The 26,003-nt window shown below is 70.5% G+C and carries 22 protein-coding genes; 10 read left to right on the forward strand and 12 right to left on the reverse strand.

What is annotated here, in order from left to right; genetic code table 11:
* Nucleotides 1–30: 30 nt before the first annotated feature.
* From mraY to ACWEQQ_RS14910, 9 genes are all read right to left on the reverse strand, one after another.
* Entirely contained in the window at nt 31–1,107 is a 1,077-nt protein-coding gene (gene mraY / locus ACWEQQ_RS14870; RefSeq protein WP_452343035.1) for a phospho-N-acetylmuramoyl-pentapeptide-transferase, read from the reverse strand.
* Nucleotides 1,104–2,588, reverse strand: coding sequence for a UDP-N-acetylmuramoyl-tripeptide--D-alanyl-D-alanine ligase (locus ACWEQQ_RS14875; RefSeq protein WP_452348596.1), 1,485 nt, complete (start codon nt 2,586–2,588; stop codon nt 1,104–1,106). Before ACWEQQ_RS14875 ends, mraY begins: the two co-directional genes overlap by 4 nt.
* The gene (locus tag ACWEQQ_RS14880; protein ID WP_452348597.1) at nt 2,585–4,201 is read right to left on the reverse strand and encodes a UDP-N-acetylmuramoyl-L-alanyl-D-glutamate--2,6-diaminopimelate ligase; all 1,617 of its coding nucleotides are present in this window, start codon (nt 4,199–4,201) and stop codon (nt 2,585–2,587) included. The genes ACWEQQ_RS14875 and ACWEQQ_RS14880 overlap by 4 nt, the downstream gene beginning before the upstream one ends.
* 239 nt (nt 4,202–4,440) lie before the next feature.
* Nucleotides 4,441–6,399 carry a peptidoglycan D,D-transpeptidase FtsI family protein gene (locus tag ACWEQQ_RS14885; RefSeq protein ID WP_452348598.1) on the reverse strand — a complete coding sequence of 653 codons (1,959 nt, stop codon included), beginning with the start codon at nt 6,397–6,399 and terminating at the stop codon, nt 4,441–4,443.
* 34 nt (nt 6,400–6,433) lie between these two features.
* A complete protein-coding gene (locus ACWEQQ_RS14890) occupies nt 6,434–7,102 on the reverse strand; it encodes a hypothetical protein (RefSeq protein ID WP_452348599.1) in 669 nt (222 codons plus the stop codon).
* 55 nt (nt 7,103–7,157) lie between these two features.
* On the reverse strand, nt 7,158–8,138 hold the full coding sequence (gene rsmH, locus ACWEQQ_RS14895) for a 16S rRNA (cytosine(1402)-N(4))-methyltransferase RsmH (protein WP_452343067.1): 981 nt from the start codon (nt 8,136–8,138) through the stop codon (nt 7,158–7,160).
* A 184-nt stretch (nt 8,139–8,322) separates the two neighbouring features.
* Nucleotides 8,323–8,754: a division/cell wall cluster transcriptional repressor MraZ gene (gene mraZ / locus ACWEQQ_RS14900; protein WP_213560465.1), complete on the reverse strand. Its 432-nt coding sequence runs from the start codon at nt 8,752–8,754 to the stop codon at nt 8,323–8,325.
* Nucleotides 8,755–9,212: 458 nt separating this feature from the next.
* Nucleotides 9,213–9,638, reverse strand: coding sequence for a DUF3040 domain-containing protein (locus ACWEQQ_RS14905; protein WP_379401646.1), 426 nt, complete (start codon nt 9,636–9,638; stop codon nt 9,213–9,215).
* A gap of 125 nt (nt 9,639–9,763) precedes the next feature.
* Nucleotides 9,764–10,204 (reverse strand): SAV_6107 family HEPN domain-containing protein, encoded by a 441-nt coding sequence (locus ACWEQQ_RS14910; protein WP_452343029.1) that lies wholly within the window; start codon nt 10,202–10,204, stop codon nt 9,764–9,766.
* 209 nt (nt 10,205–10,413) lie between these two features.
* Between ACWEQQ_RS14910 and ACWEQQ_RS14915 the strand changes: the two genes are divergently transcribed.
* From ACWEQQ_RS14915 to ACWEQQ_RS14935, 5 genes are all read left to right on the forward strand, one after another.
* Nucleotides 10,414–11,025 carry a GNAT family N-acetyltransferase gene (locus ACWEQQ_RS14915; protein WP_354843045.1) on the forward strand — a complete coding sequence of 204 codons (612 nt, stop codon included), beginning with the start codon at nt 10,414–10,416 and terminating at the stop codon, nt 11,023–11,025.
* Complete coding sequence (locus ACWEQQ_RS14920; protein WP_452348600.1) at nt 11,022–12,638, forward strand: phytoene desaturase family protein; 1,617 nt, start codon at nt 11,022–11,024, stop codon at nt 12,636–12,638. Before ACWEQQ_RS14915 ends, ACWEQQ_RS14920 begins: the two co-directional genes overlap by 4 nt.
* 261 nt (nt 12,639–12,899) lie before the next feature.
* Nucleotides 12,900–13,712, forward strand: a complete 813-nt coding sequence (locus ACWEQQ_RS14925) for a carotenoid biosynthesis protein (protein ID WP_452348601.1) — start codon at nt 12,900–12,902, stop codon at nt 13,710–13,712.
* A gap of 51 nt (nt 13,713–13,763) precedes the next feature.
* A complete protein-coding gene (locus tag ACWEQQ_RS14930) occupies nt 13,764–14,504 on the forward strand; it encodes an LppM family (lipo)protein (RefSeq protein WP_452348602.1) in 741 nt (246 codons plus the stop codon).
* On the forward strand, nt 14,501–15,667 hold the full coding sequence (locus ACWEQQ_RS14935) for a glycosyltransferase (RefSeq protein ID WP_452348603.1): 1,167 nt from the start codon (nt 14,501–14,503) through the stop codon (nt 15,665–15,667). Before ACWEQQ_RS14930 ends, ACWEQQ_RS14935 begins: the two co-directional genes overlap by 4 nt.
* A gap of 9 nt (nt 15,668–15,676) precedes the next feature.
* On the opposite strand, the gene ACWEQQ_RS14940 is transcribed toward ACWEQQ_RS14935, so the two are convergent.
* Together ACWEQQ_RS14940 and ACWEQQ_RS14945 are read right to left on the reverse strand one after the other, a co-directional pair.
* A complete protein-coding gene (locus ACWEQQ_RS14940) occupies nt 15,677–16,462 on the reverse strand; it encodes a hypothetical protein (protein WP_452348604.1) in 786 nt (261 codons plus the stop codon).
* A gap of 94 nt (nt 16,463–16,556) precedes the next feature.
* Nucleotides 16,557–17,555, reverse strand: coding sequence for a methylenetetrahydrofolate reductase (locus ACWEQQ_RS14945; RefSeq protein WP_452343024.1), 999 nt, complete (start codon nt 17,553–17,555; stop codon nt 16,557–16,559).
* Between the two features lie 139 nt (nt 17,556–17,694).
* Here ACWEQQ_RS14945 and ACWEQQ_RS14950 point away from each other — a divergent pair, with 139 nt between their 5' ends.
* The 4 genes from ACWEQQ_RS14950 to ACWEQQ_RS14965 all read left to right on the forward strand — a co-directional run bounded on the left by ACWEQQ_RS14950 (nt 17,695) and on the right by ACWEQQ_RS14965 (nt 23,175).
* Complete coding sequence (locus ACWEQQ_RS14950) at nt 17,695–18,840, forward strand: polyprenyl synthetase family protein (RefSeq protein ID WP_452348710.1); 1,146 nt, start codon at nt 17,695–17,697, stop codon at nt 18,838–18,840.
* A 25-nt stretch (nt 18,841–18,865) separates the two neighbouring features.
* The gene (gene crtI, locus ACWEQQ_RS14955; RefSeq protein ID WP_452343023.1) at nt 18,866–20,479 is read left to right on the forward strand and encodes a phytoene desaturase family protein; all 1,614 of its coding nucleotides are present in this window, start codon (nt 18,866–18,868) and stop codon (nt 20,477–20,479) included.
* A gap of 63 nt (nt 20,480–20,542) precedes the next feature.
* Nucleotides 20,543–22,207, forward strand: coding sequence for an alpha-(1->6)-mannopyranosyltransferase A (locus tag ACWEQQ_RS14960; RefSeq protein WP_452348605.1), 1,665 nt, complete (start codon nt 20,543–20,545; stop codon nt 22,205–22,207).
* Between the two features lie 11 nt (nt 22,208–22,218).
* Entirely contained in the window at nt 22,219–23,175 is a 957-nt protein-coding gene (locus ACWEQQ_RS14965) for a phytoene/squalene synthase family protein (protein WP_452348606.1), read from the forward strand.
* Nucleotides 23,176–23,397: 222 nt separating this feature from the next.
* Here the strand turns inward: ACWEQQ_RS14965 and ACWEQQ_RS14970 are convergent, their stop codons facing one another.
* Nucleotides 23,398–23,766, reverse strand: a complete 369-nt coding sequence (locus tag ACWEQQ_RS14970; RefSeq protein WP_452348607.1) for an Rv2175c family DNA-binding protein — start codon at nt 23,764–23,766, stop codon at nt 23,398–23,400.
* Between the two features lie 120 nt (nt 23,767–23,886).
* Here ACWEQQ_RS14970 and ACWEQQ_RS14975 point away from each other — a divergent pair, with 120 nt between their 5' ends.
* Complete coding sequence (locus ACWEQQ_RS14975; protein ID WP_452348608.1) at nt 23,887–25,887, forward strand: protein kinase domain-containing protein; 2,001 nt, start codon at nt 23,887–23,889, stop codon at nt 25,885–25,887.
* Nucleotides 25,888–26,003: the final 116 nt, after the last annotated feature.

The following is a 26,003-nucleotide window of genomic DNA, read 5'->3' on the forward strand; positions in this document are numbered from 1 at the left end:
ACCCTCGGAGAATGTTCGGACATTGCTCACTCACCCTGCCGCAGAGAGGTATTCGCTGTAGAACAGGCCCAGTCCGATCGCCGAGGCCATACCGGCCAGCAACCAGAACCGGATGATGACCGAGGTCTCGGCCCACCCGCTCAGCTCGAAGTGGTGATGGAACGGTGCCATCTTGAACAGGCGATTGCGCGTGGCGCGGAAGACCGCCACCTGCAGCACCACCGACGCGGCCTCGGCCACGAACAGCGCACCGATGACGACCATCAGCAGCTCGGTGCGGGTGGTGATGGACAGGCCCGCGAGCAGACCGCCCAGCATCAGCGAGCCGGTGTCGCCCATGAAGATCTTGGCGGGCGCGGCATTCCACCATAGGAAGCCGATACAGGCCGCGCCGCCCGCGGCGCAGACCAGGGCCAGATCGAGCGGATCCCGAACCTGGTAGCAGCCCGCGACCGCGTGCGCGGAGCAGGAGTTACGCCACTGCCAGAAGGTGATGATCATGTACGCGCCCAGCACCAGACTCATCGAGCCGGCGGCCAGGCCGTCCAGGCCGTCGGTCAGGTTCACCGCGTTGGACCAGGCCACCACCAGCAGGCAGACGAATGCCAGGAAGACCACCACGCTCATCGACAGCGTATTGATGTCGCGCGTGTAGGACAGGCGCTTGTCGCCGGGGGTCAGGCCGTGAATGTTCTTGAACTGCAGGGCCAGGACGCCGAAGACGACGGCCGAGGTGAGCTGGCCGATGTACTTGCCGGCCGCGGTCAGGCCCAGGTTGCGCTGCTTGCGCAGCTTGATCAGGTCGTCGGTGAAGCCGACGAAGCCCAGCGCAGTGGCCAGGCCCATGACCAGCAGGCCCGAGGCCGAGGGGCCCGGCTCGCCGTAGGTCATGGAGATCAGGTGCGAGCCGAGGTAGCCGGCCCACATGCCGATCATGATGGCGACGCCGCCCATGGTGGGGGTGCCGCGCTTGGCCTTGTGGCTCTCCGGGCCGTCGACCCGGATCTCCTGTCCGAAGCCCTGTTTGGCGAAGTAGCGGATCACCACGGGGGTCAGCAGGATGGAGACGGTCAACGCGATGGCCGCCGACAGCAGAATCTGGGTCATCGCGCGGCCTCCTGCTCCGCACCGATCAGGTGTTCGGCGACCGTCCACAGGCCGACCGACTTCGAGGCCTTCACCAGCACCACCGCACCCGGCTCCAATTCCTCGTCGAGCAGGGCGATGGCGGACTCGATATCGGGCACGTGGATGGCCTCCTCACCCCAGGAGCCCTCCTGCACCGCGCCCTGGAACAGGGCGCGCACCGGACGGCCCTGGCCGACCACGATCAGGCGGTCCACGTCCAGCCGCACCACCAGGCGGCCGATCCGGTCGTGTTCGAGGACGGATTCCTCGCCCAGTTCACCCATTTCGCCGAGCACCGCCCAGCTGGGGCGCGGCTCGGTCCCGGCCTTGGACATGGTGACCAGCGCCTTGAGGGCGGCGCGCACCGAATCCGGGTTGGCGTTGTAGGAATCGTTGACGACGGTGACGCCGTCGGCGCGAGTGCGCACGTCCATGCGGCGGGCCGAGACGGGGGTCGCGCCGGACAGCGCCCGCGCGACGGTCGCGAGGTCCGCGCCCTGGTCCAGGGCGACGGCCGCCGCGGACAGCGCATTGCCGACCTGGTGCTCACCGTGCACGGCCAGCTGGACCTCGATCGATTCGCCGTTGGCGTGCAAGGTGAATCGAGCGCGGGCCCGATCGTCGAGCACCACGTCGGAGGCGCGGACATCGGCCTGCGCGGCGTGGCCGACGGTCACCACGCGGGCGGCGGTCCGTTCGGCCATCTTGGCGACCAGGTGGTCGTCGGCGTTCAGGACGGCCAGGCCGGAGGCCGGAAGCGCCTCGACGAGTTCGCCTTTGGTCTGCGCGATGACCTCGCGGCTGCCGAACTCGCCCAGATGCGCCGTGCCCACATTGAGCACCACACCCACGCTCGGCGGGGCGATCTCGGTGAGGGCCTTGATGTGCCCGGGTCCGCGGGCGGACAGCTCGAGCACCAGGAAGCGGGTGCCGGCGTCGGCGCGCAGCGCGGTCCACGGGTGGCCGAGCTCGTTGTTGAACGAACCGGGCGGGGCCACAACGGGTCCCAGCGGGGCGAGCACCGCCGCCAGCAGATCCTTGGTGGAGGTCTTGCCCGAGGAACCGGTCACCCCGACCACCGTCAGGTTCCCGGCCCGGACCAGCCGGTCCACACTGACGCGGGCCAGGGCGGCCAGCGCGTCGAGAACCGCCGCGCCGGAGCCGTCGGTGTCGTGGGCCAGCGCGATGGCGCGCGTGTTCCCGGGACGGGGCGTCACCACGATGGCGGGCACCCCGACGGGCCGGGCGGCCAGCACCGCGACCGCGCCCTGCGCGACGGCCTGCGTCGCGAAGTCGTGGCCGTCGGCGCGCTCACCGGGCAGCGCCAGGAACAGGTCACCGGAACCGATACGGCGCGAATCGAATTCGGCCGAGCCGGTGACCTTCGCCTCGGGATCGGGGGCGTCGTGCAGCGTGCCGCCGACGACCTCCGCGATCTCCCGCAAAGTCATCTCGATCATGAAAGCGTCAGGTCCCTCGTCTTTTCCGACAGGGCGGCCGCGAGTACCTCGCGGTCGTCGAACGGATGCTTCACGCCTGAAATCTCCTGCCCTGTCTCATGTCCCTTGCCCGCGACCAGCACCACGTCGCCGGGCTGCGCCCAGTCGACGGCGGTCTTGATCGCAGCCGCCCGGTCCCCAACCTCCCGGACCTCACCGCGTTCCGCGACCGGTACCTGTCTGGCACCGGCGAGCACCGCGGCGCGGATGGCGGCCGGGTCCTCGCTGCGCGGATTGTCGTCGGTAATGATGGCCAGGTCGCTGCCGCGCGCCGCCGCCGCACCCATCAGGGGCCGCTTGCCGGCATCGCGATCACCGCCCGCGCCCACCACTACGGCCAGACGGCCCTCCCCCTTTTCGGCCAACCACGTGCGCAGGGTCGCCACGACCGATTCGATCGCGGCGGGCTTGTGCGCGTAATCGACCACGGCCAGAAACTCCTGACCCTTATCCACCCGCTGCATGCGGCCCGGCACATCGACCGTGCCGAGCGCCGCAGCGGCAGTCTCCGCCTCGACCCCGGCTGCCGCGCACACCGCGACGGCCAGGACTCCATTGGCGATGTTGTACGCGCCCGGAAGCCGCAGCCGCACATCCACATTGACACCCGGCCCCGAAGCGGTGAACTCCTGGGTGCCGCCGAGCCCGGCGGTGGCCGTGCCGGCGGTCCAGTCCGCGGGCACGCCCGGCCGGGTCGCCACGGTGCGGAGGCGGCCGGTGGTATCACCGGATCCCGCTGCGAGACAGTCGGATACGTCGTCTGCCAGCCGCCGGCCCCACATGTCGTCGACGCAGATCACGGCCGTGCGCGCGGCCACCGACGGGCGCGCTGCGGCGGCCGAGTCCGGCCCGTCCGGAATGAACAGGCGGCGCTTGGCGGCGAAATAGTCCTCGAAATCGGAGTGGAAGTCGAGGTGGTCCTGGGACAGGTTGGTGAACGCGCCGACCACGAAACTCACCCCGTCCACCCGGCCCAGCGCCAGGGCATGACTGGAGACCTCCATGACCACCGCGTCCACACCCCGCTCGACCATGAGCGCGAACATGGCGTGCAGCTGCGGAGCCTCGGGCGTGGTGAGCGCCGAGGGCACCCGGACGCCGCCGATGCGGGTCTCGATGGTGCCGATGAGAGCGGTGCCCAGCCCGGCCGCGGCGAGCCCGGCCTCCACCAGATACGACGTGGTCGTCTTGCCGGACGTACCGGTGATACCGACGATGCGGAGTTTGCGAGACGGATCACCGTAAAGGGCCGACGACAACTCGCCGAGCACCGCGCGCGGCGCATCGTGCACGAGCACCGGGACGGCGATCTCGCCGATCAGTTCCGCGCCCGCCGGATCGGTGAACACCGCGACCGCGCCACGCTCGACCGCATCGTGGGCGAAGCGCGCGCCGTGCGCGTGGGCTCCGGCCAGACCCGCGAACAGGTCACCCGGCAGCACCGCATTCGAGCGCTGCTCGATGCCGGTGACCTGGATGTCCTCGAGAGCCGCTGCGAATTCGGCGGGCCGCGCACCCGTCAGCTCCGCCACCGCGCGCAGGGTGGTCGCCGGCGGCGCGGCGGGCCGAAGCACCTGCGGCTCCGCCGTTCTTCCGCTCGGCGGCTCTGCTCGATCACCGCTGTACGGAACCGACTGCGCGGGCACGAAGCTCCTCTCCAAGGGGCGGTCATATGCATGAATCGGTCCGGATGACCGGATCGACGTGTCAGGTTACCTGTGTTCGATCGCCGCGCGATCGGCACGGCGGGGTTCGGTCACCCGCCGGCGCACGCACCGGCGGCGATGGGCGTCACAACCATCCGCTCCCTGCTCTAACTCGCCTGCAGAATCAGCTGTTTGGCAGGCGGCGACGGCGGGATGCGGTCGCGCTGCAACAGCCACGAGGCGATGCTGTGGAACAGGGGTGCGGCCGAACCGCCGCCACTGCCGTCGGAGCTGCGCACCGGCGCATCCAGCATCATGCCGATCACATAGCGGGGATTGTCGGCGGGGGCCATGCCCGCGAAGGTGATCCAGTAGCGGTCGCTGGAATAGCAGCGGCACTTCGGGTCGATCTGCTGGGCCGTGCCGGTCTTGCCCGCGATCTGATAGCCCTCCACGGCGGCCGGGCTGCCGGTGCCGGTCTGGATACCGCGCGGATCCTTCTGCACGATGGCCTGGAACATCTGGCGCAGCGTCTGCGCGGTCTGCGGGGTGACCACCCTGACGCCCTCCGGCGGCTCCTCCTCGGTGCGGGTGCCGTCCGGGGCGATCTTGGCCTTCACGATGCGCGGCGGCATCCGCACGCCGTCATTGGCGATGGCCTGGTACATGGCGGTCATCTGCAGGGTCGTCATCGAAAGACCCTGGCCGATGGGCAGGTTGGCGAAGGTGGAGCCGGACCACTGGTCCCGGGCGGGCACCACGCCCGCGCTCTCACCCGGCAGGCCGACGCCGGTGCGCTGGCCCAGGCCGAACTTCTTGAGCATGTCGAAATAGCGGTCCTCGCCGACGCGCTGCGCCAGCATGAGGGTGCCCACGTTCGAGGACTTACCGAAGATGCCGGTGGTCGTGTAGGGGGCGACACCGTGCTCCCAGGCGTCGTGCACGGTGACACCGCCCATGAAGATGCTGCCCGGAACCTGATGCACCTCATCGGGAGTGGTGAGGCCGTACTCGATGGCCGCGGCCGCGGTGACGATCTTGTTCACCGAGCCCGGCTCGAACACCTCCTGCACCGACGGATTGCCCAGATCGGTGGTGGACCAATACTGCGGTCCCATGGCGGGATTGAAGGTGTTGTCATTGGCCATCGCCAGCACCTGGCCGGTGTGCACGTCCAGCACCACCGCCGAGGCCGCGCTCGCACCCGAGAGGTCCTTGGCCTGCTGCACCTGCTGCTGCACGTAGTACTGCAGATCCGAATCCAGGGTGAGCTCGAGGCCGTAGCCGTTCACCGCGGGCTGGCGATCACGCCACGAACCCGGGATCACCGCGCCGTCGGAGCCGCGGTCGTAGGTCTCCGATCCGTCGGAGCCGGCCAGCAGCGCGTCCATCGAGGACTCCAGGCCGATCTGGCCGTGCCCGTCCCAGCCGGTCGCGCCGATCACATTGGCGGCCAGGGATCCACCCGGGTACTCGCGCATATCCTGCCGATCCATCCCGACCTCGGGGAACTGCAGAGTGATGTCCGAGGCGACCCGGGGATCCACATTCCGCACGAGGTACACGAACGGCTCGTCGCTCTTCAGCTTGGCCAGGATGTCCTTCTCGGGCGCGTCATTACCCAGCTTCTCGTGAATGTATTTGGCGATGGCCGCCAGCCGATCATCCGGATCCGGCGCGGTCTTGGGCGTCTTGTCGTGCGCGTCCGCCAAATCCTTGCGCACCCGCACCGGCTGAAAGCTCAGCTCCTTCGCCGCGATGGTGAATGCCAGCGACTTCCCGTACCGATCCGTGATCGGTCCCCGGTTGGCCGGATCGGCCACCTTCACGGTGCGCTGGCTGGCCGCCTCCGCCGACAGCTTCGGCGCGGAAACACTCTGCACCCACAGCAATTGGATGGCCGCCACCGCGAGCGCCACCAGCATGACCAGCCGGCCCACCCCGAACCGGAGGCGCGCGCTGGAGTCCAATCCCGGAGCGGGCCGTGGTCTGGACTGCCGGCCCGGCCCCGAACCGGCACGGCCGGAACCCGACCGGCTCCGGCCGGCGGCGGCGACCCGCCCTCGACCGGAATCGGACCGGCCCCGGCCGGAATCGCGCCCGCGCCCCGCGCGGGTAGGGCTCATCGACCAGCCCCGTTCGCCGGCGCCGCGGTGCGGCTCATCGGGGCGCTCCGTTCGCCTGCACCTGCGGGTTCTGCGGAATCGTGACCGGCGCCGCCGGAACGGGATTCGCGGCGGCGGTGGTCGGCGGGGCGGGCGTCGTGGTCACCGGGACCACCCGCTCACCCTGAGCCTGCTGCAGCTTCGACGGCGGCGGGGCGGGCGGCGGCGTCGTGTTGAGCGGCGGTGCGGGCGCGCCCTCAGCGGGCTGCGGATTGCCGACCACCGTGACCTGACCGTCCGGGCCGATCACCAGCCGGGCCGGATCCTTGGCCGGGATCATGCCCAGTTCGGCTGCGCGCTTGGCCAATTCGGGGGCCGAATCGGCGGAGGCCACCTCGCGCTGCAGCGCGTCCCGCTCATCGGACAACTTCTGGTTGGCACGGCGCTGATCGCCGAGCTGATAGCTGTCCTCGGTGGCGCGGGTGGTGAGCAGCAGCGTCAGCGCCAGGCCGCAGCCCAGCAGCGCGATGATGGTGGCCACGAAGGACATGCGGCCGCGCGGCATCGGATCGCTGCGCCGACCGCGGCGCATACCCGGCAGGTCGGCCCCGCCCTCCCGATTGCGCCGGCGCGCGTAGGCCCGTTGCGCCGCACCCGATTTCACCCGTTCGGCGGCCTGCACCCGGCGGGCCCCCCGGCCCGTCGCCTGCGTCCTGATCGTCATAGTGCGGCTCCGATCCAGCGGATGCCCGCTCGACGCGCCGTTCCACCCCGGAACCTCACGATTGCTCCTCCCCGACGATCCGTTCGGCCGCCCGCATGCGCACCGGAGCGGCCCGCGGGTTGTCCTCGATCTCCTGCTCGGTGGCCTTCTCCGCGCCGCGGGTCAGAATCCTGAATTCCGGTCCCATACCCGGCAATTCGACTGGCAGGTCCAGGGGGGTGCGCGACACCGACCGCTTGGCCAGCGCCGCCTTCACCACCCGGTCCTCCAGGGACTGGTAGCTCATGACCACGATGCGGCCGCCCGGGGCCAGCGCGTCCAGCGCGGCGGGCAGCGCGGCCTCCAGGGACTCCAGTTCGCGGTTGACCTCCACCCGCAATGCCTGGAAGGTGCGCTTGGCCGGATGCCCGCCCGTGCGCCGGGCCGCGGCCGGGATAGCGTCGTAGAGCAGCTCCACCAGCTGCGCGCTGGTGGTGAACGGGGTGCGCTGACGACGCCGCACGATCTCGGCGGCGATCTTGCCCGCGAACCGTTCCTCGCCATAGGTTTTCAGCACCCGGGCCAACTCGCCGTGGCTGTAGGTGTTGAGCACGTCGGCGGCCGTGGGGCCGGTGCTGGAGTCCATCCGCATGTCCAGCGGCGCGTCGATGGAGTAGGCGAAGCCGCGATCGGCCTCGTCCAGCTGCATGGAGGACACACCCAGGTCCATCAGAATCGCGCTGACCGAACCCTTGTCGGGTAGCCCGGCCTGCTCCAGCGCGGGCGCGATGCCGTCATACCTGGTGTGCACCAGGGTGATCCGGTCCCGGAACGGGGATAGTCGCTCGCCCGCCAGCTTCAGCGCGGCGGTATCGCGATCCAGCCCGACCAGGCGGATGTTCGGATACGTCCGCAGGAAGTACTCGGCATGACCGCCGAGCCCCAGCGTGCAGTCCAGGTAGACCGCGCCCTCGGAATGCAGTGCGGGACCAAGGATTTCGTCGGCCCGATGGAGAAGAACCGGAACATGGCGGGGGCCGTCACTGCCTCGGTGCACCTCGACCTCCCGGAATTCCTGCCTCACGTTTCATTCGCACGGCCACCTGGGGTCGCTAGCGAAAAGGACCTTCGAATTGGGCGAATGCCCCGTGGTCTCTGACCGAAGCACCGCACCTGGCGTTGGGGAAGTACGTCAGGGTCGGTGTCGGGCAGAGGCCGCAGGGCACTCGCCTCGTTGCGGGCTAGAAGATCTCGCCCAGCGACTCGTCTCTGGCCTGCGAGTAATCCTCCTCGTGCTCGGCGAGGTAGGAATCCCAGGCCGTCTTGTCCCATATTTCGAGGAAGTCGACCGAACCGATCACCACGCAATCCTTGGACAGATTGGCGTAGCGGCGATGCTCGGCCGACAGCATGATCCGGCCCTGTGCGTCCGGACGCTGCTCATCGCTGGAAGCCGCCAAGGCCCGGACGAATGCGCGGGCCTGCGGATTGGACCGGGATGCCGCCGCGGCTCTCCGCGCCAGCGCGGTGAACTCGTCCTTGGGATACACGGCAAGGCTGTGGTCCTGTCCCTTCGTGACCATCAACCCTCCCGCCAGCTCGTCCCGGAACTTCGCAGGCAACGTCAGTCGCCCTTTGTCGTCCAACCGAGGGGTATAGGTCCCGAGAAACAAGCCTCGACACCTCCTGCCGGATCACCCTCTCGACTGTTCGGCCTCCTGTAGTGCGGGCTCCACATTACCCCACTTTCCCCCACTTTCAATCGAAAGCGTCGGTGATCTCGGTCCCCGCTTGGCGAACTTCGCAGGTCACACCAGCTATCACCGAGGTGGGGAAGATTTCGTGCAGTTCCCCCGACACGCGCGACGCGCGCCGGCGAGCATCCGACAACCGCCAGCAAACCCGCAGATAGCGTGCATTTCCGGCATTCGCGGGGCGCCGGTGGGGAAGCTCCGTGGGGAGGTGTGGGGAATCCCGGACCGCTCCCGACACGCCGAATCGACACCAACGAGAAACGCCGTGGCGCCACACCCCAAATCGGTGTGGCGCCACGGCGTGTCGCTGAATCTTCAGTTAGCCGATCATCCGCTGCCGCGCGACGCCGAAAGCCTTCGACGGCACGGCAGCCCGGTCAACTGTCCTGTTCGAACCTCTTGCGGAACCGGTCCTCCATCCGCGCGGAGAACCCGCCCTGCTTCCGGGGCTTCCCGCGGCCGGCGCCGGGAGCGCCACCCGCGCTGGGATGCGCATCGGCGCCGCGGCTGCTCGGCGCGCCCATCCGAGGGCCACCGATCAACAACAGCACACCCGCGCTGAACATGACGATGAATCCGACCAGACTGATGATCGGGAAGCCGCCCGGCTTGAATGGTGCGGCAATACCGGCCACCAATAGGAACAGACCGAGGACGAACAGGGCGGCCGCCTGAAGTCTGCGTCGACCAGTGGCAGAACGTAACCGTCCACCCCGAACAGTCGAGGCGAACTTCGGATCCTCAGCATAGAGCGCGCTCTCGATCTGTTCGAGCATGCGCTGCTCGTGCTCGGAGAGTGGCACGGTACCTCCCCCGGCACTAGGTGGTGGCTGTCGCCTCCGGGTAGACGACGGATAGCCGACCTTGGCGGCTGTCTGTCACCAATAATACGAGTTCGATCAGACCGCGACCACCTACTCGCCGATACTCACGCCAGCATTCCGGTTACCCACCCTGAACTGGGGCGCAGGCGGGCGGCGGCGGCCAGCAGGTCCGCCACGTCGTGCAGGAATGCGGTTACCCTCGAAGCGAACTCGTCCGCGCGGCGATCATCGATGGGCCGCGGCAACCCGGCCTCCAGGGCCGCTCTGGTCTCGGATTGACCGGTGAAATAGTCGGCCCACATCACGAATTCCGGTGCCGCGCGCTGCATCAGGACCCAGGCGTTGCGAGAACGCGCGCGGGGCGCGCGGTCTGCCCCCGTGAGGGCCAGCACGGCGCCCGCGCCGCGAAGAGCGGCGAGGTAGGCCGTACGGAAGCGCTCCGCCGGGTCGGTTTCCCCCTGGGCTGCCAGCAATAGACCGTCCGCCTTGCGCAGCAGATCGCCGGCGCGGCCGGGATGGCCCGGTCGTTCAGTTTTCCCGCTCATTTCGGGTACCTCCCCACTCGTACACCTGATTCACCTTCCAGGAGGACATCCGGTCCCGATCAGGCATTTCGCCCGCTGGAAAGATCGAACAGATATTCGAAGGTTTCTCGTGCGTTTGAATATAGAGAGACCCACCGACAAGTTGACGCCCCCGCGTGGCGCTACTGTCGACCCCATCCGTCCGCGCCAACGAGAGTTGCGTCCAGCCGATGACCGCAGTCACCCCCAAACCGACGCCCGCGCCCGTGGTGGTCGACCTGTCGGCCGCTACCCTGCGGCACCGGCTGCACGACGCCCTCTCGGTCTACGTGGCGGCGATGGACTACCCGCGCGGCACCGAACACCAGCGCGCGCCCATGTGGACCGAGCACACCACCCGGCCCGGCTGGCAGGCGGTGGCGGCGGTACTGCCCGACGACGACGGACGGCTCGACCTGCGTACCGCGCCCATCGTGGCCATCGCCTACGGGTATCACGGCGCGCCGCACCAGTGGTGGCACCAGCAGGTGTACAGCGGCATGCGGCGCACCGGATGGCCCGAACACGCCGCGCGAGAACTGCTTTCGGACTACTTCGAACTCACCGAGCTGCACGTGCACCCGGCGGCGCAGGGCCGCGGGCTCGGCGAAATCCTGCTCACCCGGCTGCTGCAGAACCGGCCCGAGCCGACCGTGCTGCTGTCCACACCCGAGGTGGATCGGGAATCCAACCGGGCCTGGCGGCTGTATCGGCGGCAGGGGTTCGGAGATGTGGTGCGGCACTTCATCTTCTCCGGCGACACCCGGCGATTCGCGGTGCTCGGCCGGCGGCTCCCCCTGTGAGCCGCGGCGACCTCGGTGCCCGCCGCGTCGTCATCGTCGGTTCCGGGCACAATGCGCTGGTCGCGGCCTGCTACCTGGCGCGGGCCGGGCATCGGGTCGACGTCCTCGAGCGCGACACCGTGCTGGGCGGGGCGGTGTCCACGGTGGAGCGGTTCCCGGGTCACCTGGTCGATCGGGGCTCGTCGGCGCACATCATGATCCGGCACACCGGGATCATCGAGGAACTGGAGCTGGCCCGGTTCGGGCTGCGGTACATCGACTGCGACCCATGGGCTTTCGCGCCCGCACCGCCCGGGAGCGGGCTGCCGCCGATCGTGTTCCATCGCGATGTGGACCGGACCTGCGCGTCCATCGCGGCGGCGTGCGGGGAACGGGATGCCGAGGCGTATCGGCGGTTCGTGACCGTGTGGGGACCGCGCAGCGCCCGGGTGATGCGGGCGTTCTCGGCGACGCCGACGGGCGGGAACCTGCTGAAGGCGTTCTGGGGCATGGACCCTCGCGAGGCCGCCGGGGCGACCGGCCGCACCAGTGCCGGGGCCCTGTCGCGGGAGATGATGCAGACCGGAGACGCGCTGCTGGACAGCCTCTTCGACAGCGAACGGCTCAAGGCCGCGCTGGCCTGGTTCGGCGCACAGTCCGGGCCGCCCATGTCCGAACCCGGGTCCGCGCCCATGGTGGGATTCGCGGCGCTCATGCACACGCTGCCGCCGGGCCGCGCGGTCGGCGGCAGCGGGGCGCTGACCGCGGCCCTGGTGGCGCGGCTGGAGTCCGACGGCGGCATCGTGAGCGCCGGGGACGCGGTCACCGCCATCGCCCGGGCCGGGGACACCTGGGAGGTGCGCACCGCGGACGGGCGAAACGTGCAGGCGGACATCGTGATCGCGGGCACCCACATCCTCACCACGCTGAACCTGCTGGAGCAGGGCGGATTCGACGCCGGGGTGCTCGCCGGCTGGCGGCGGCGCATTCGGGTGGGGCCGGGCATCGGCATGGTGGTGCGGGCCGCGCTCAGCGACCTGCCCCGGTATCCGGGCGCGGAGACCGCCGAATCCGCCCACGGCCTGCAGCTTCTCGTCACCGATCGCCGCGAGCTGCGCCGCGCGCACGGCGCCGCGCTGGCCGGGGATCTGCCGCCGCGACCGGTCGTGCTGGCCATGAGTTTCAGCGCCCTGGATCCGAGCATCGCGCCCGCGGGCGAGCATCAGGTCACGCTGTGGTCGCAGTGGCATCCCTATGACCTGGCCGACGGCACCGCCTGGTCCGCGCACGCCGACCGCGAGGCCGACCGCATCATCGCCGAAGTCGACGCGCACGCACCGGGATTCGCCGGGACGGTGACGCAGCGCTTCGTCCAGACGCCTGCCGACCTGGAACGCGAGATGGGCCTGCTGGGCGGCAATGTCATGCACATCGAGATGTCCATCGACCAGATGTTCATGTGGCGGCCGCTGCCCGAACTCTCGGGGCAGCGGGTTCCGGGGGCGCCTGGGCTGTACCTCACGGGCGCGTCCACGCATCCCGGCGGCGGCGTCTCCGGCGCGAGCGGACGCAGCGCGGCCCGCCTGGTGGAGCGCGACCTGCGCCCGCGCCGACTCCTCGTGGCGCGTCGATGACGGACCCCGGACCATCCCGCTCCGCCGCGAATCCGGTTGCGGCTGAGCCGGAGCCGACGGCACCCGGCGGCGGTACCGCATGGCGGACCGGCGCGCGACCCGCCTTCGGCACGGTGCAGGCGGCGACGTGGCCCGCGCCGCATCCTCGATGGCCGGTTCGCAGATGCTGTCCCGTTTCGACCATCCGGCCGCCGAGCGGGCGCGGGTCCGATGCGGCGACCGGCCCGGACATCGGCTGATCGGGACATGGCGGGCAGCCGGATGCATACGTTGACCGCGGCGGCCGAGCAGGCCATGAGGATCATTGCGATCCCGGCGGTGTTGCTGGTGCTGGTCCAGATCACGTATCCGCTGGCGCACGGGGTCGGGCGGGATCGGGTGACCGTCGTGGTCGTACTGCTCTCGCTGGGGACCGCTCTGGTGCATGCCGGCGTGACACGCGGGGTGCGGTGGGCTGTGGGTTTGCTGGCGATCGTGTCCGGGATCGGGTTCGGTGCGGAGCTGCTGGGGATCGCGACGGGGTTCCCGTTCGGTAGCTATGATTATGCGAGCGGGCGGCTGGGGCCCGAGCTGCTCGGGGTGCCGCTGATCGTGCCGCTGGCCTGGACCGGTGGGCTGTATCCGGTGTGGGTGGTGGCCGGGATGCTGGTTCATGGTGCGGCCGGACGGATTTCGCTGACGGCGTTCGGGGCCGTCGGGTGGGATCTGTTCCTGGATCCGCAGATGGTCGCGGATGGGCAGTGGACGTGGCGCTCGACCGTAGCCGGACTGCCGGGGCTGGGCCAGATTCCGGTCACCAACTATGTCGGCTGGTTCGCGGTGGCGCTGGTGATGGCGGGATTGCTGGAGTGGTGGGATCGGACCGCTCCGGATACCGGCGCGGCGCGGATGGTTCCGGTCGCGGTGTTCCTGTGGACCTGGCTGGGCTCGACGCTGGCGCACGCGGTGTTCCTGGGGCTGCCGATCTCGGCCGGCTACGGGTTCTGTGGGCTCGGTCTGCTGGGGATTCCGCTGGTTCGGACGCTGAGCGCCCGTCGAATCACCCTGGGGCCCGGGGCGCATGGCACGATGTGACCCGTGCAGCCGAGTCCCAACATATCGACAGCAGAGGAAACGCCCGAATCCATGACACCGTCGGATCCCAGCGCATCGGGAGCGCGGCGACCGCGCCGGTGGGTGCGGATGCTGGCCGTGGTCCTGTTCGCGGGGCTCGCCGTCATGCTGACCGGATGCCTGCGGGTGCAGGTGTCGATGGGTGTGTCCTCCAATGACCGGGTGTCGGGCCGCATCGTCGCGGCGGCCGTGCCCCAGAACGACAAGGACAAGGGGCCGCAGCTGAAGGCGCCCGACGGGTTGCAGGGCAAGGTGCGGGTCGATTCCTACGCGCAGGACGGATACGTCGGCAGCCAGGTGTATTTCGACGACCTCACCTTCGGCGAGGTGCAGCAGCTGGGCGGCATGTCCGACCAGACCTCCGGCATGTTCAACCTGGTCTTCAGCCGTACCGGTGACCTGGTCACCCTGACCGGCCGGGTGGACCTGAAGAGCCTGCCGGCCCAGGGTTCCGACGTGCAGCTGACCGTGGCCTTCCCGGCCCGCGTCGCCACCACCAACGGCACCCGCGAGGGCGACTCCGTGGTGTCCTGGAAGCTCCCTGCCGGCGATGTCAGCACGCTGCGCGCGGAAGTCGGCTACGCGGACCCGAATACGCGCTCCTTCGCCGGCTGGGCGGGCATCGTCGGCGGCATCACCCTCGCGGTGGCGGCCGTGGTCGCGGTCCTCGCCTTCATGACCCGCAACCCCGACCCGCCGGCCTACGTCCGCGCGGCCCGCTGGCTGCGCCCCGATCGCACCAAGACTCGATGACCCTCGCCGCCAGGGCGGTGACGGCCGGTAGCGCCGTCGCCGCCCTCGGCGCCGCCACCGCCCTGGCGAACCGCCTCGGCGCCCGCCGCCTCCGGCCGGCCGAACGACCCGTCACCGAACCGGTCACCGTCTGCGTCCCCGCCCGCAACGAGGCCGTCCGTCTCCCCGCCCTCATCGCCGATCTGCGCGCCCAGCAGGGCATTCCGCGGCTCCGGATCCTCATTCTCGACGACGGCTCAACCGACGGCACCACTGCCGCCGCCCGCACCGCCATCGGCGACGACAATCGATTCCTGCTCTCCCGCAACGACATCGACCCCGCACCCGGCTGGACCGGCAAGACCGCCGCCTGCGCCCGCCTGGCCGATCTCGCCCTCGAACCGCCCGCATCCGGATCCCCCACCGGTGCGCTGATCTTCCTCGACGCCGACATCCGGCTCGCGCCCGCCGCGCTGGCGGCAGCCGTGCGCGAATTGCGCTCGGCCCCAGCCGACCTGGTGTGCCCGTGGCCCCGGCAGCGCGCCGAATCGCCCGTGGAGCGCCTGGTCCAGCCACTCCTGTGCTGGTCCTGGGCCTCGACCTTGCCCATCGCTCTGGCCAACCCCACCCTGCGCCCCTCGATGGCCGTAGCCTGCGGCCAGTTCCTGGTCTTCGACGCCGCGGCCTACGCGGCCCTCGGCGGTCACACGGCCGTGGCCGGCAGCATGACCGAAGACCTGGCGATCGCCCGCCGCCTCCGCCGCAGCGGCCGGCACACCGCCCTGGTCACGGCCGGTCCCCTCGCCGAAACCCGGATGTACCGCAACACCACCGAACTCACCGAGGGATACACCCGCTGGCTGTGGTCCGCCTACGGCGGCCCGGCCGGCAGCCTCGCGGTCGGTTCGATTGCGGCCCTGGCGTTCTGGGCGCCGCCACTGGCAGCGATCTGCGGGCGGGGACGACTGCGCCGGATGGGACTGCTGGGTTACGGCGCGGCGGTCACCGCCCGGCTGCTGGCCCGCTCGACCGAGAGCGGGGGCACCCCGGGCGGCGCGGATCTCGTTGCCGCGCTGGCACACCCGCTGTCGGTCGCGGCCTACCTGGCGCTGTCGCTTCGCTCCCATCGCACGTACCGGGCGGGCGGGCGGCGCTGGAAGGACCGCCCGCTCGGAACCCGCTGACCGGGCCCGTCAGGGGACGGGCGTCATGCCGATGGTCGGGAGGAAGAAGCAGGTGGAGGTGCCGTTGCGGACGGTGCCGAAGACGGCGGCGAGGACGGTGCCGGAGCCGGTGGTGACGGGGACCGCGCGGACGCCGCCGACGGGGAGGGCGGCGGTGAAGTAGTCGTGGACGGCCTGTTCCACCATGGGGCGGAGTTCGGCGGGGATCTGGGGCGGGATCATGGCGTTGAGGACCTGGCTCAGGGGGCCCATGGGGACGAGGCCGCCGCGGCCGCTGGACAGGTTGAACCAGGCGACCTGCATGCCGGAGGTGTCGGCGCCGTCGGGGCTGATGCCGTAGGGGACGAAGGCGAACATGGTCTGGCCCGCTTTGACGGCCGAAAGATCAAGGCCGGGAATGGAAACCGTGTACTTGGGCCACGGGCCGGGGATGGCGCCCGCCACGCCGGGGGCGATGCCGAGGGTGGTGCCGCCGAGGCAGAAGGGAGCGGCGGTCGGGTAGAGGAAGGGCTGGATGCCCAGGGCCTTCAAGCCGTCGACGGCTTGATCGTAGGCCGAGAGCCAGTCGGATGGGCCGGCGGTATTGGATCTGGCCGTTGGATCGGCCCCGGCGGTCTTGCCCGCGGCGGTGATGGCTGCCAGGGCGGCGGCCGCCTCCTGGGTCACGGCCGCCGCGGGCGAATCGGCGGGGGCAGCGGCGGCCGGGCCGGCCAGGGTTGCCGGACCGGCGGCAGTCAGCACGGCGCAGGCGACGACAGCGCCTGCGACACGGACGAGACTGTGGAACACGGACATGGATAGCTCCCCTCGAGGTCACGAATCGAGGGCGACGCTACTCCGCTGACCAGCGCATACCGCGGATTTGATCCGGCATGCCGGGTGGGTTGGCTCAGGCGTTCGCCGGAGTCGCCGACATGGTGTAGCCAAGGTTTGCTAGAACTTCGCTGGTGGTCTTGGCGAAATTCAGGGTGATGAAATGCAGGCAGGGCGCGCCCTCGGCGATGAGGCGCTGAGCCATCTCCGTGGCGATCTCGATGCCGACCTCGCGGACCGCGGCGCGATCCTCCTCCGGCCCGTCGCCCGCGGCCTTCCGCAGCCGCTCCATCACCGCGGCCGGCAGCGGACGGCCCGACAGCTCCTCCGCGCGCTGCACGGTGCGCAGCGAGGTGACCGGCATGAGCTCGGGGATGATCGGCTTGGCGCCCTCGACCGGATCGCAGGCGATGGCCCGATCCCGCAGGCGCAGATAGTGCTCCACGTCGAAGAACATCTGGGTGATCGAATACTCCGCGCCCGCACGGAGTTTCGACACCAGGAAGTGGGTGTCCTGGTCGAGGTCGGTGGAGCGCGGGTGGCCCTGCGGGAACGAGGCCACACCCACGTGGAAGTCGCCCAGGTCGCGGACGATGCGCACGAGTTCGTCGGCGTACTCGACGCCCTCGGGGTGCTTGATCCACTCCCCCAGCACGTCGCCGGGCGGGTCGCCGCGCAACACCAGCAGATTCCGGATGCCGGCGTCGGCGTACGCGCCGACGATCGACCGCAGCTCGGCGACCGAGTGATCCACCGCGGTCAGGTGCGCGACCGTGAGCAGCGTGGTCTCGCGCGCCAGCTGGCCGGTGACCCGGATGGTGCGGTCGCGGGTGGAGCCGCCCGCCCCGTACGTCATGGACACGAAGGCCGGGTGCAGCCGCTCGAACTCACGTGCGGCCCGCCACAGCCGCGCCTCACCGGCGGCGTCGCGCGGCGGATTGAACTCGACCGAGAACGGGATCGACCCATCCGGGCGCGGGCCCAGCTGCTGGACTATGGAGCGAGTTCCGGACGCCCGAGGCGTGCGGGAAACTCGGCCTGGGGTCGAATATCCCCGTACGTTGTCGAAACTCACGCGGACATTTTACGAGCCCGTACCGGGTGCTGGACCGCGACCTGCGGTTATCCCAGCAGGTGAGACCGATTCGGACCCGACCGATTCCCGTCGGCGACCCGGTGGTCGGTAGAGTCGGACACAACCCCGCTGGCTGCGCATACGCCGCGCCGCGGCTCTCACCAAGGAGGCCCCCCTGTCCGCCGGACCCGGTACCCCGACCCGCCACCCGGTCGGCGCGGGATCACTCGTCGCCGCCGTGGAGGACCGTCTCGCCGCCTTCTTCCGCACCCGGGAACCGATCGTCGCGCCGCTCGGACCGGTGTTCGTGGACGCGGCGGCGGCCCTGGAGGACTTCGTCATTCGCGGCGGCAAGCGGACCCGGCCCTCCTTCGCGTGGACCGGCTGGCTGGGCGCGGGCCGCAGCGCCGACGACCCCGACGCCGACGCCGTGCTCACCGCGTGCTCCGCGCTGGAACTGGTGCAGGCGTGCGCGCTCATCCACGACGACATCATCGACTCCTCGCGCACCCGGCGCGGCTTCCCGACCGTGCACGTGGATTACGAACAGCGGCACCGGGATCAGCGCTGGGCGGGTGACAGCGACCACTACGGCGTGAGCGTCGCCATCCTCATCGGCGATCTGGCCCTGGCCTGGGCCGACGACATGACCCGCGACGCCGGTCTGCCCGCCGACGCCGCCGCGCGTTTCGCCCCGGTGTGGGCGGCCATGCGCACCGAGGTGCTGGGCGGGCAGCTGCTCGACATCCACGGCGAGTCCGCCGGCGACGAGACCGTGCAGGCCGCGCTGCGGATCAACCGGTACAAGACCGCGGCGTACACCATCGAGCGCCCGCTGCACATGGGCGCGGCGCTGGCCGGGGCCTCCCCCGAACTGGTCGCCGCCTACCGCGAATTCGGCACCGATATCGGCATCGCCTTCCAGCTGCGCGACGACCTGCTCGGCGTCTTCGGCGATCCGGCCGTCACCGGCAAACCCTCCGGCGACGACCTGCGCGAGGGCAAGCGCACCGTCCTCATCGCCGAGGCCCTGCAGCGCGCCGACGCCACAGCCCCGGCCGCCGCGGACCTCATCCGCTCCAGCCTCGGCACCGACGTCACCCCCGAGCAGGTCGCCGAATTGCGTACGGTCCTCACCGAACTCGGCGCGGTCGACGCCGTGGAGCAGCGGATCGGCTCGCTCACCGACCAGGCGCTCACCGCCCTGGACGCCAGCACGGCCACCCCGGACGCCAAACGGCAGCTGCGCGCCATGGCCCTGGCCGCCACCGCGCGCTCCTACTGACCGGCCGGGCGCGAGGGTGCGGGGCATGAGAACTGTTGGGGGACCGGCCGATCGGGTCGTGGTGATCGGTGCCGGACTGTCCGGGCTGGCCGCCGCGCTGCACCTGGTGGCGGCCGGACGGCAGGTGACCATCCTGGAACGCGATGATCGCCCGGGCGGGCGGGTCGGCGCGTATCGCGGACCGGACTACGAGATCGACTCCGGGGCAACGATTCTCACTCTGCCCGAGCTCATCGACGAGACGCTCGCGGTGGTCGGGCAGACGCGCGAGTCGGTCGGCCTGCGGATCCTCGATCTGGCCCCGGCGTATCGGGCCCGGTTCGCGGACGGCTCCGAGATCGGCGTCTACTCCGACGAGGAGCAGATGGCGGCCGAGGTCGCGCAGGTGCGCGGGCCGGGCACGGCGCGCCGCTATCGGCGGCTGCGCGGCTGGCTGAAAGACGTGTACGAGGCCGAGTTCCGGCAGTTCATGGACACCAACTTCGATTCCCCGCTGGACATGGTGCGGATTCCGGAGAAACGGGTGGCGCTGGCGAAACTGGTGCGGCTCGGCGCGTTCGGGCGGCTCGGGCCCAAGGTCCGGCGCCTGGTACGGGACCCGGAGGTGGCGCGGCTGTTCAGCTTCCAGGCCCTGTTCGCGGGGATGGCGCCGAACCGGGCGCTCGGGGTGTACGGCGCAATCCCCTACATGGACACCTGCCTGGGCGTCACCTACCCCGAGGGCGGGATGCGGGCCATCGCCGAGGCGCTCGGCCGCGCCTTCACCACCGCGGGCGGGACACTCGAACTGAACGCCGAGGTGGTGGGCATCGACTACGCGGGCCGGCGGGCCACCGCCGTGCGCACCGCCGACGGACGTGTCTTCGACTGCGACGCCGTCGTGGTGACCGCCGACCTCGGATCGCTGCCGCGCTTCGGGCTGCGGCGCCGGATCGGACTGCGGGCCTCGCCGTCGGCGGTGGTGGCGCACGGCACGATTCCCGCTGGCGTCGCCCAGAGTTGGCCCGTGCAGGCACATCACACCATCGACTTCGGCCAGGAGTGGGACCGGACCTTCCGCGAGATCGCCGCCCGGCGCGGCCACGGGCGGCTGATGAGCGATCCCTCGCTGCTGCTCACCCGGCCCGCGCTCACCGATCCGACCCTCTACATCGAGCGCGCCGAACAGCACATCGACCCGGACGGGCACCTGCGCGACACCGTGCGCTACGAGCCGCTCTCGCTGCTGGCCCCGTGCCCGAATCTCGACGCCGCGCCCCTGGCCTGGGAACAGCTCGGCCCCCACTACCTGCGCGAACTGCTCGCCACCCTGGAAGAGCGCGGCTACCAAGGCATTTCGCGATACTTCCGGATCGACCACCTCGACACCCCGCGCACCTGGCGGGACAAGGGCATGATCGCCGGCACCCCGTTCTCGGCCGCGCACCTGTTCCGGCAGACCGGACCGTTCCGCACCCGGAACCTGGTGCGGGGCCGCGCGAATGTGGTTCTCGCAGGCTCGGGCACCGTGCCCGGTGTCGGCGTGCCGACCGTGCTGTTGTCCGGGAAACTGGCAGCGGCGCGCCTGACGGGTGATCCACGACATGCCGGTATCGGATCCGCCGACTCCGGGGCTGTGGCCCCCGCGCCCACACACTAGACTGACCGCGTCCTGAACCAACGCGGCTGCCGCCGCCTACCTTTCCGGGGGGAACGACCGCCAATGCCGACCCCCTCTATGGACGCCGCCACCCCGGAGGCCGCGGGCGCCACGCGCCTCGCGCCGGCCGAACCGGCCGTCCCGGGCGCCCCCGCCACCGACGGCACCGCCACGCAGCGCTGGCTGCGCCACGCCTCCGACTTCACCCGCAGCCCCGAGGGACACGCGGCGACGCTCGGATTCTTCGGCGCCCTGCTGATCACCTTCGGCGGGTTCGGCGCGGGCAGTGTGCGGCGCAGCGACCCGCTGCTGGAGGTCATGCACCTGTCGTGGCTGCGGTTCGGGCACGGGCTGGTGCTGTCGTCGGTGTTCGTGTGGCTCGGCGTCATCGCCATGATCACCGCGTGGGTCCGGCTGGGACGCATCGTGATCGGCAAGCAGCCGGGCGCCACCGTGTCGCTCAACGAGCTGCGCGCGATCGTCGGCATCTGGATCTTCCCGCTGCTGTTCTCGGTCCCCCTGTTCAGCCGCGACGCCTACTCGTATCTGGCCCAGGGCGCGATGCTCCGCGACCACATCAACCCGTACGTGTTCGGTCCGTCGGAGTTGAAGGCGAATGCCGCTGCGGTACTGGACAATGTGAGCCCCGTCTGGCTCAACACGACCGCGCCGTACGGTCCGGTCTTCCTGCTGATCGGGCGGGCCATCACCACCATCACCGGTGACAATGTGGTGGCGGGCACCATCGCGCTGCGGCTGGTGATGCTGCCGGGCCTGGTGCTGATGGTGTGGGCGATCCCGCATCTGACCAAGCACCTGGGCGGCAAGCCGACCATCGCGCTGTGGCTGGCGGTGCTGAATCCGCTGGTGCTGATCCACCTGATCGGCGGCGTGCACAACGAGATGCTGATGGTGGGCCTGATGGCCGCGGGCATCGCGCTGGTGCTCGAGCATCATCACGTGGCCGGCATCGTTGTGGTCGCGATCGGGGTGGCGGTGAAGGCGACCGCCGGTGTGGCACTGCCGTTCCTGGTGTGGATCTGGATGATTCACGAACGCGAGCGACGCGCGGCGCAGGACGAGGGCGATCTGCCGCATCCGATCCGGACCTTCGCCAAGATCACCGCGCTGGGCGTGGCCATCTTCGCGGCCGTGTTCGCGCTGGCCACCTGGGCCACCGGCCTGCGGGACCACCAGATCGGGTGGCTCACCGCGCTGTCCGGGTCCAAGAAGATCATCAACTGGCTGTCGCTGCCGACCATCATGGCGCACGTGGTCAGCTGGGTGACCCCGCTGCCGTTGGAGTCGGTGCTGCCGTGGACCCGCACCCTGTGCGCGGTGGTGATGGTGGCCGGCCTGGTGTGGGCGTGGTGGCGGTTCAGGAACAGTGAGCGGGAGGCCGTGCTCGGCATTCTCGTCGCGTTCGTGGCCATCGTGATCCTCTCGCCCGCGGCACTGCCCTGGTACTACTCGTGGCCGCTGGCGCTGGCCGCCGGATTCGCGCTGTCCACCCGGACCCTGCAGGTGCTGGTGGGGTTGTGCACCTGGCTCATGCTGGTGTTCCAGCCGGACGGTTCGCCCGTGACCAATTCCGTGCACGGCACGCTGGCCATCCTCGCGGCCGTGGTGGCGGCGCTGTCGCTGTGCACGATGGATCCGCTGAAGCTGCGGGCCGCCCGCCCGCAGACCGATCAGCTCGGCGTCGCGCCCGCGCCCGGCCCGGCGTGAACCAGCCCGCCGTGCCCGACCAGACCGTACTGCCGGATCAGTCCGGACGACTCGACCGCGCCTACCGCGACTGCCGCCGGATCGCGGCGGCCCACGGCCGCACCTACTTCCTGGCCACCCGGCTGCTGGAACCGGAGCGAAGACCGGCCGTGCACGCGCTGTACGCCTTCGCCCGGATGGTCGACGACATCGTCGACGCGAGCGACGCGCCCAGTCGCGCGGCGGAATCCGCGGCGCGGCTGGATCGGATCGAACACGAGCTGCGGGCCCGCCTGGTGGACGCGCCCATCGACACGGGCGACGGGCCCGAGGACCCGGCGCTGCTCGCGGTGTCCGACACCATCCGCCGGTATTCGATTGCCGCCGAACATTTCTGGGTGTTCCTGGACTCCATGCGCATGGACATCCCCGGCGGGCCGCAGTATCGCGACCGCTACCCCACCATGGCCGACCTGCGCGACTACATGCGCGGCTCGGCGGCCGCCATCGGACTGCAACTGCTGCCGGTGCTGGGCACGGTCGTCCCGGTGGCCGATGCCGAACCCGCGGCGGCGGCGCTGGGAGAAGCCTTCCAGCTCACCAACTTCCTGCGCGATGTCGGCGAGGACCTCGACCGCGGGCGGGTGTATCTGCCCGCCGACGAACTGGCGGCCTTCGGCGTGGACGCCGACCTGCTGCACCACTGCCGGGAATCCGGCCGCACGGACCCGCGGGTACGACGCGCGCTGGCCCACCTGATCGCCGTCAACCGCGGCGTCTACCGCCGCGCCACCCCCGGCATCGAACTGCTCAGCCCCCGCGTGCGCCCGGCCATCCGCACCGCGGCCACGCTGTACGGCGGTATCCTCGACGAGATCGAACGCGCCGACTACGCCGTCTTCAGCCGCCGAGCAGTGGTACCGCAGCATCGCCGGTTGCGCGTCGCGGCGCGGGAACTTGCCGCTACCCGGCGCATCAACCAGAACTGACCGCAGGCCGATCGAAACACGACACGACCCGCAGGTGTCCCGATCGCTGGGCGCCCACTGATTTGGCACCGTGCGGGTAACTCGTCGGGTACGCCCAGAAGCCAACCCGCTCCCTACCGTCGGCCCGGCAACCTCCGTGAGGGGGCTCGCCACGACCGGCAAAAGGCGCGGAGAGGCGGATGAGCCGCGGAGAGGCGGATGAGCCGCGGGAGGCGGGCGAGCTCAGAAGGGGTCGGCCGCGGCGCGGCGCAGGACCTCACGGGCCAGCGGGCCGTGGATGGCGTCGATGGGTCGGCCGGGGAGGGTGTCGTCCTCGGTGTAGATCCACTCGAGGATTTCCTCGTCGGTGTACTTGCCGTCGCGCATCACCGTGATCAGACCGGTCAGATGCTTGGCGACGGCGCCCGTGGAGTCGAAGAACTCCTTCGGGATGCCGGCCACGCCGTCCCGGCGGACGGCGAGGATCTGGTGGTCGCGCAGCATCTGGTGAACCCGCGTGACCACCATGCCCAACTGGTCGGCCACGTCGGGCAGCGGGATCAGGGTCACCGAATCCGGCAGGACGTCTTCGCTGCATGGAAAGGCACTCACGCCGACCACGGTAGTCTCTCGCGTCGCGACCGTCGCATCACACCCCGACGCGACTACCATCGGGTGAGCCGCACCGGGCGGACTCGGGAAAATCGGAAGGGTTGCAGTTTGATCGGCCAGATGCTGGAAGGGCGCTACCGCATCGACGCGCCGATCGCGCGTGGTGGCATGTCCATGGTGTTCCGGGGGGTGGACACCAGATTGGATCGACCGGTCGCCATCAAGGTGATGGACCCGAAGTTCGCCAGCGACCCGCAATTCCTCACCCGCTTCGAGCTCGAGGCGCGGGCCGTGGCCAAACTCAAGCACCCGTCGCTGGTCGCGGTCTACGACCAGGGCGTGGACGGCGAACATCCGTTCCTCATCATGGAACTGGTCGAGGGCGGCACGCTGCGCGAACTGCTGCGCGAACGCGGGCCCATGCCCCCGCACGCGGTGCGGGCCGTTGCCGAGCCCGTGCTCTACGCCATCGGCGTGGCCCATGCGGCCGGGCTGGTGCACCGCGACATCAAACCGGAGAACGTGCTCATCTCCGACTCCGGCGAGGTGAAGATCGCCGACTTCGGACTGGTGCGCGCGGTCGCCGAAGCCAAGATCACCTCCGACAGCGTGATCCTCGGCACCGCCGCCTACCTCTCGCCCGAGCAGGTCACCAGCGGCACCGCCGATGCCCGCAGCGACGTCTACTCCGCGGGCATCCTGATCTTCGAAATGCTCACCGGCCGAACACCGTTCACCGGCGACAACTCGCTGTCGATCGCGCTGCAGCGGGTCGAGAAGGACGTGCCCAGCCCGGGCCGCCTGATCAACGGCGTGCCACCGGAAATCGACGAGCTGGTCGCGCACGCCACCGCGCGCGAACCCATGCACCGCTACACCGACGCCACCGAGATGGCGAACGACCTGCGCCGCATCGCCCGCGACCTGCAGCTACCCGAGTACCGGGTGCCCGCGCCCACCGAATCGGCCGAGCACCTCAGCGCCAAGTACCGGGTCGGGCCCACCCCCGCACCACGCGGACCGGTCTCGCCGCCGTCCCGGCCCCTGCCGGGCGCGGCCGATCTCACCACCCGGCTACCCGCGGACCCGCCGACCGTGCACATGCAGCCGCAGGCGCAGCAGACCCGGGTGATGACCGCGGCGCGGGAACTCCCGCCGGAGTACCAGCCGCAGCCCGAGTACGCGCCGCCGCCCGGAGCGCCGGGCGGCCACGGCTACGGCTCGGACCTGATCGAGGACCGCGGCAAGTCGCGGCGCAAGGTCGTCATCTGGTTGAGCATCGTGGTCGCGCTGGCGGTGCTGTTGGGCCTCGGCGGCTGGTGGCTCGGCGTCGGCAGATACTCGGCGGTGCCGTCGATCGCCGGCATGGACACCCAGAAGGCCGTTTCCACACTGCAGGGCGCGGGCTTCAAGACCGAGACCCGGCAGAAGGCCTCGGACATGATTCCGGTGGGCAATGTGGTCGGCACCGATCCGCCTGCGGGAACCCGGGTCACCAAGGGCTCATTGGTCGCCGTGCTGGTCTCCAGCGGCAAGCCGAAGGTCCCCGACATCCAGCCCGGACAGGACGTCACCTCGGTCGACAAGGCCATCAGAGACGCCGGACTGACGCCGGTGGACGCCGGTGAGATGGGCAGCACCGCGCCGAAAGGCACGGTCGCCAAGGTGGATCCGGGGCCCGGCACCGTACTCCCGGCCAATGCCCAGGTGAAGGTCTACCGCAGCAAGGGTTCCCAGCCGGTCAAGGTGCCGGACGTGCGGGGCAAGACCGAGGACGAGGCCCGGACGGCCCTGCAGAAGGCCGGACTCACCGTCAGCTCCACCCGCGACCAGTACGACGCGAAGATCAAATCCGGGCAGGTGATCGGCACCGATCCCGCCACCGGCACCAGCACCGAATCCGGCAGTGGCGTGGTCCTCATCGTCAACAGCGCGATCGACATGCCGAACCTGCTGGGCGCCAACGTCTCCACCGCCCGCAGCAAACTGCAAGCCCTCGGCCTCTCGGTCACCGTCCGGCAGCTCGCCAACAACGACAGCTCGATCGTCATCTCGCAGAGCACCGCACCCGGCGACGCCGTCCAGCCCGGCTCCACCATCACCCTGGTAGCGATACCGTAGCCGCCTCCCCGGGACTTCAGCGGGCGGCGGGGAGCCGTCGATGGCAATGCATCCGTGCCGGCGGCTGGTTGCCGAGCCGCTTCTGGGCGTACCCGACGAGTTACCCCCACCGGTAC

It is taken from the genome of Nocardia sp. NPDC004123 (assembly GCF_053603795.1).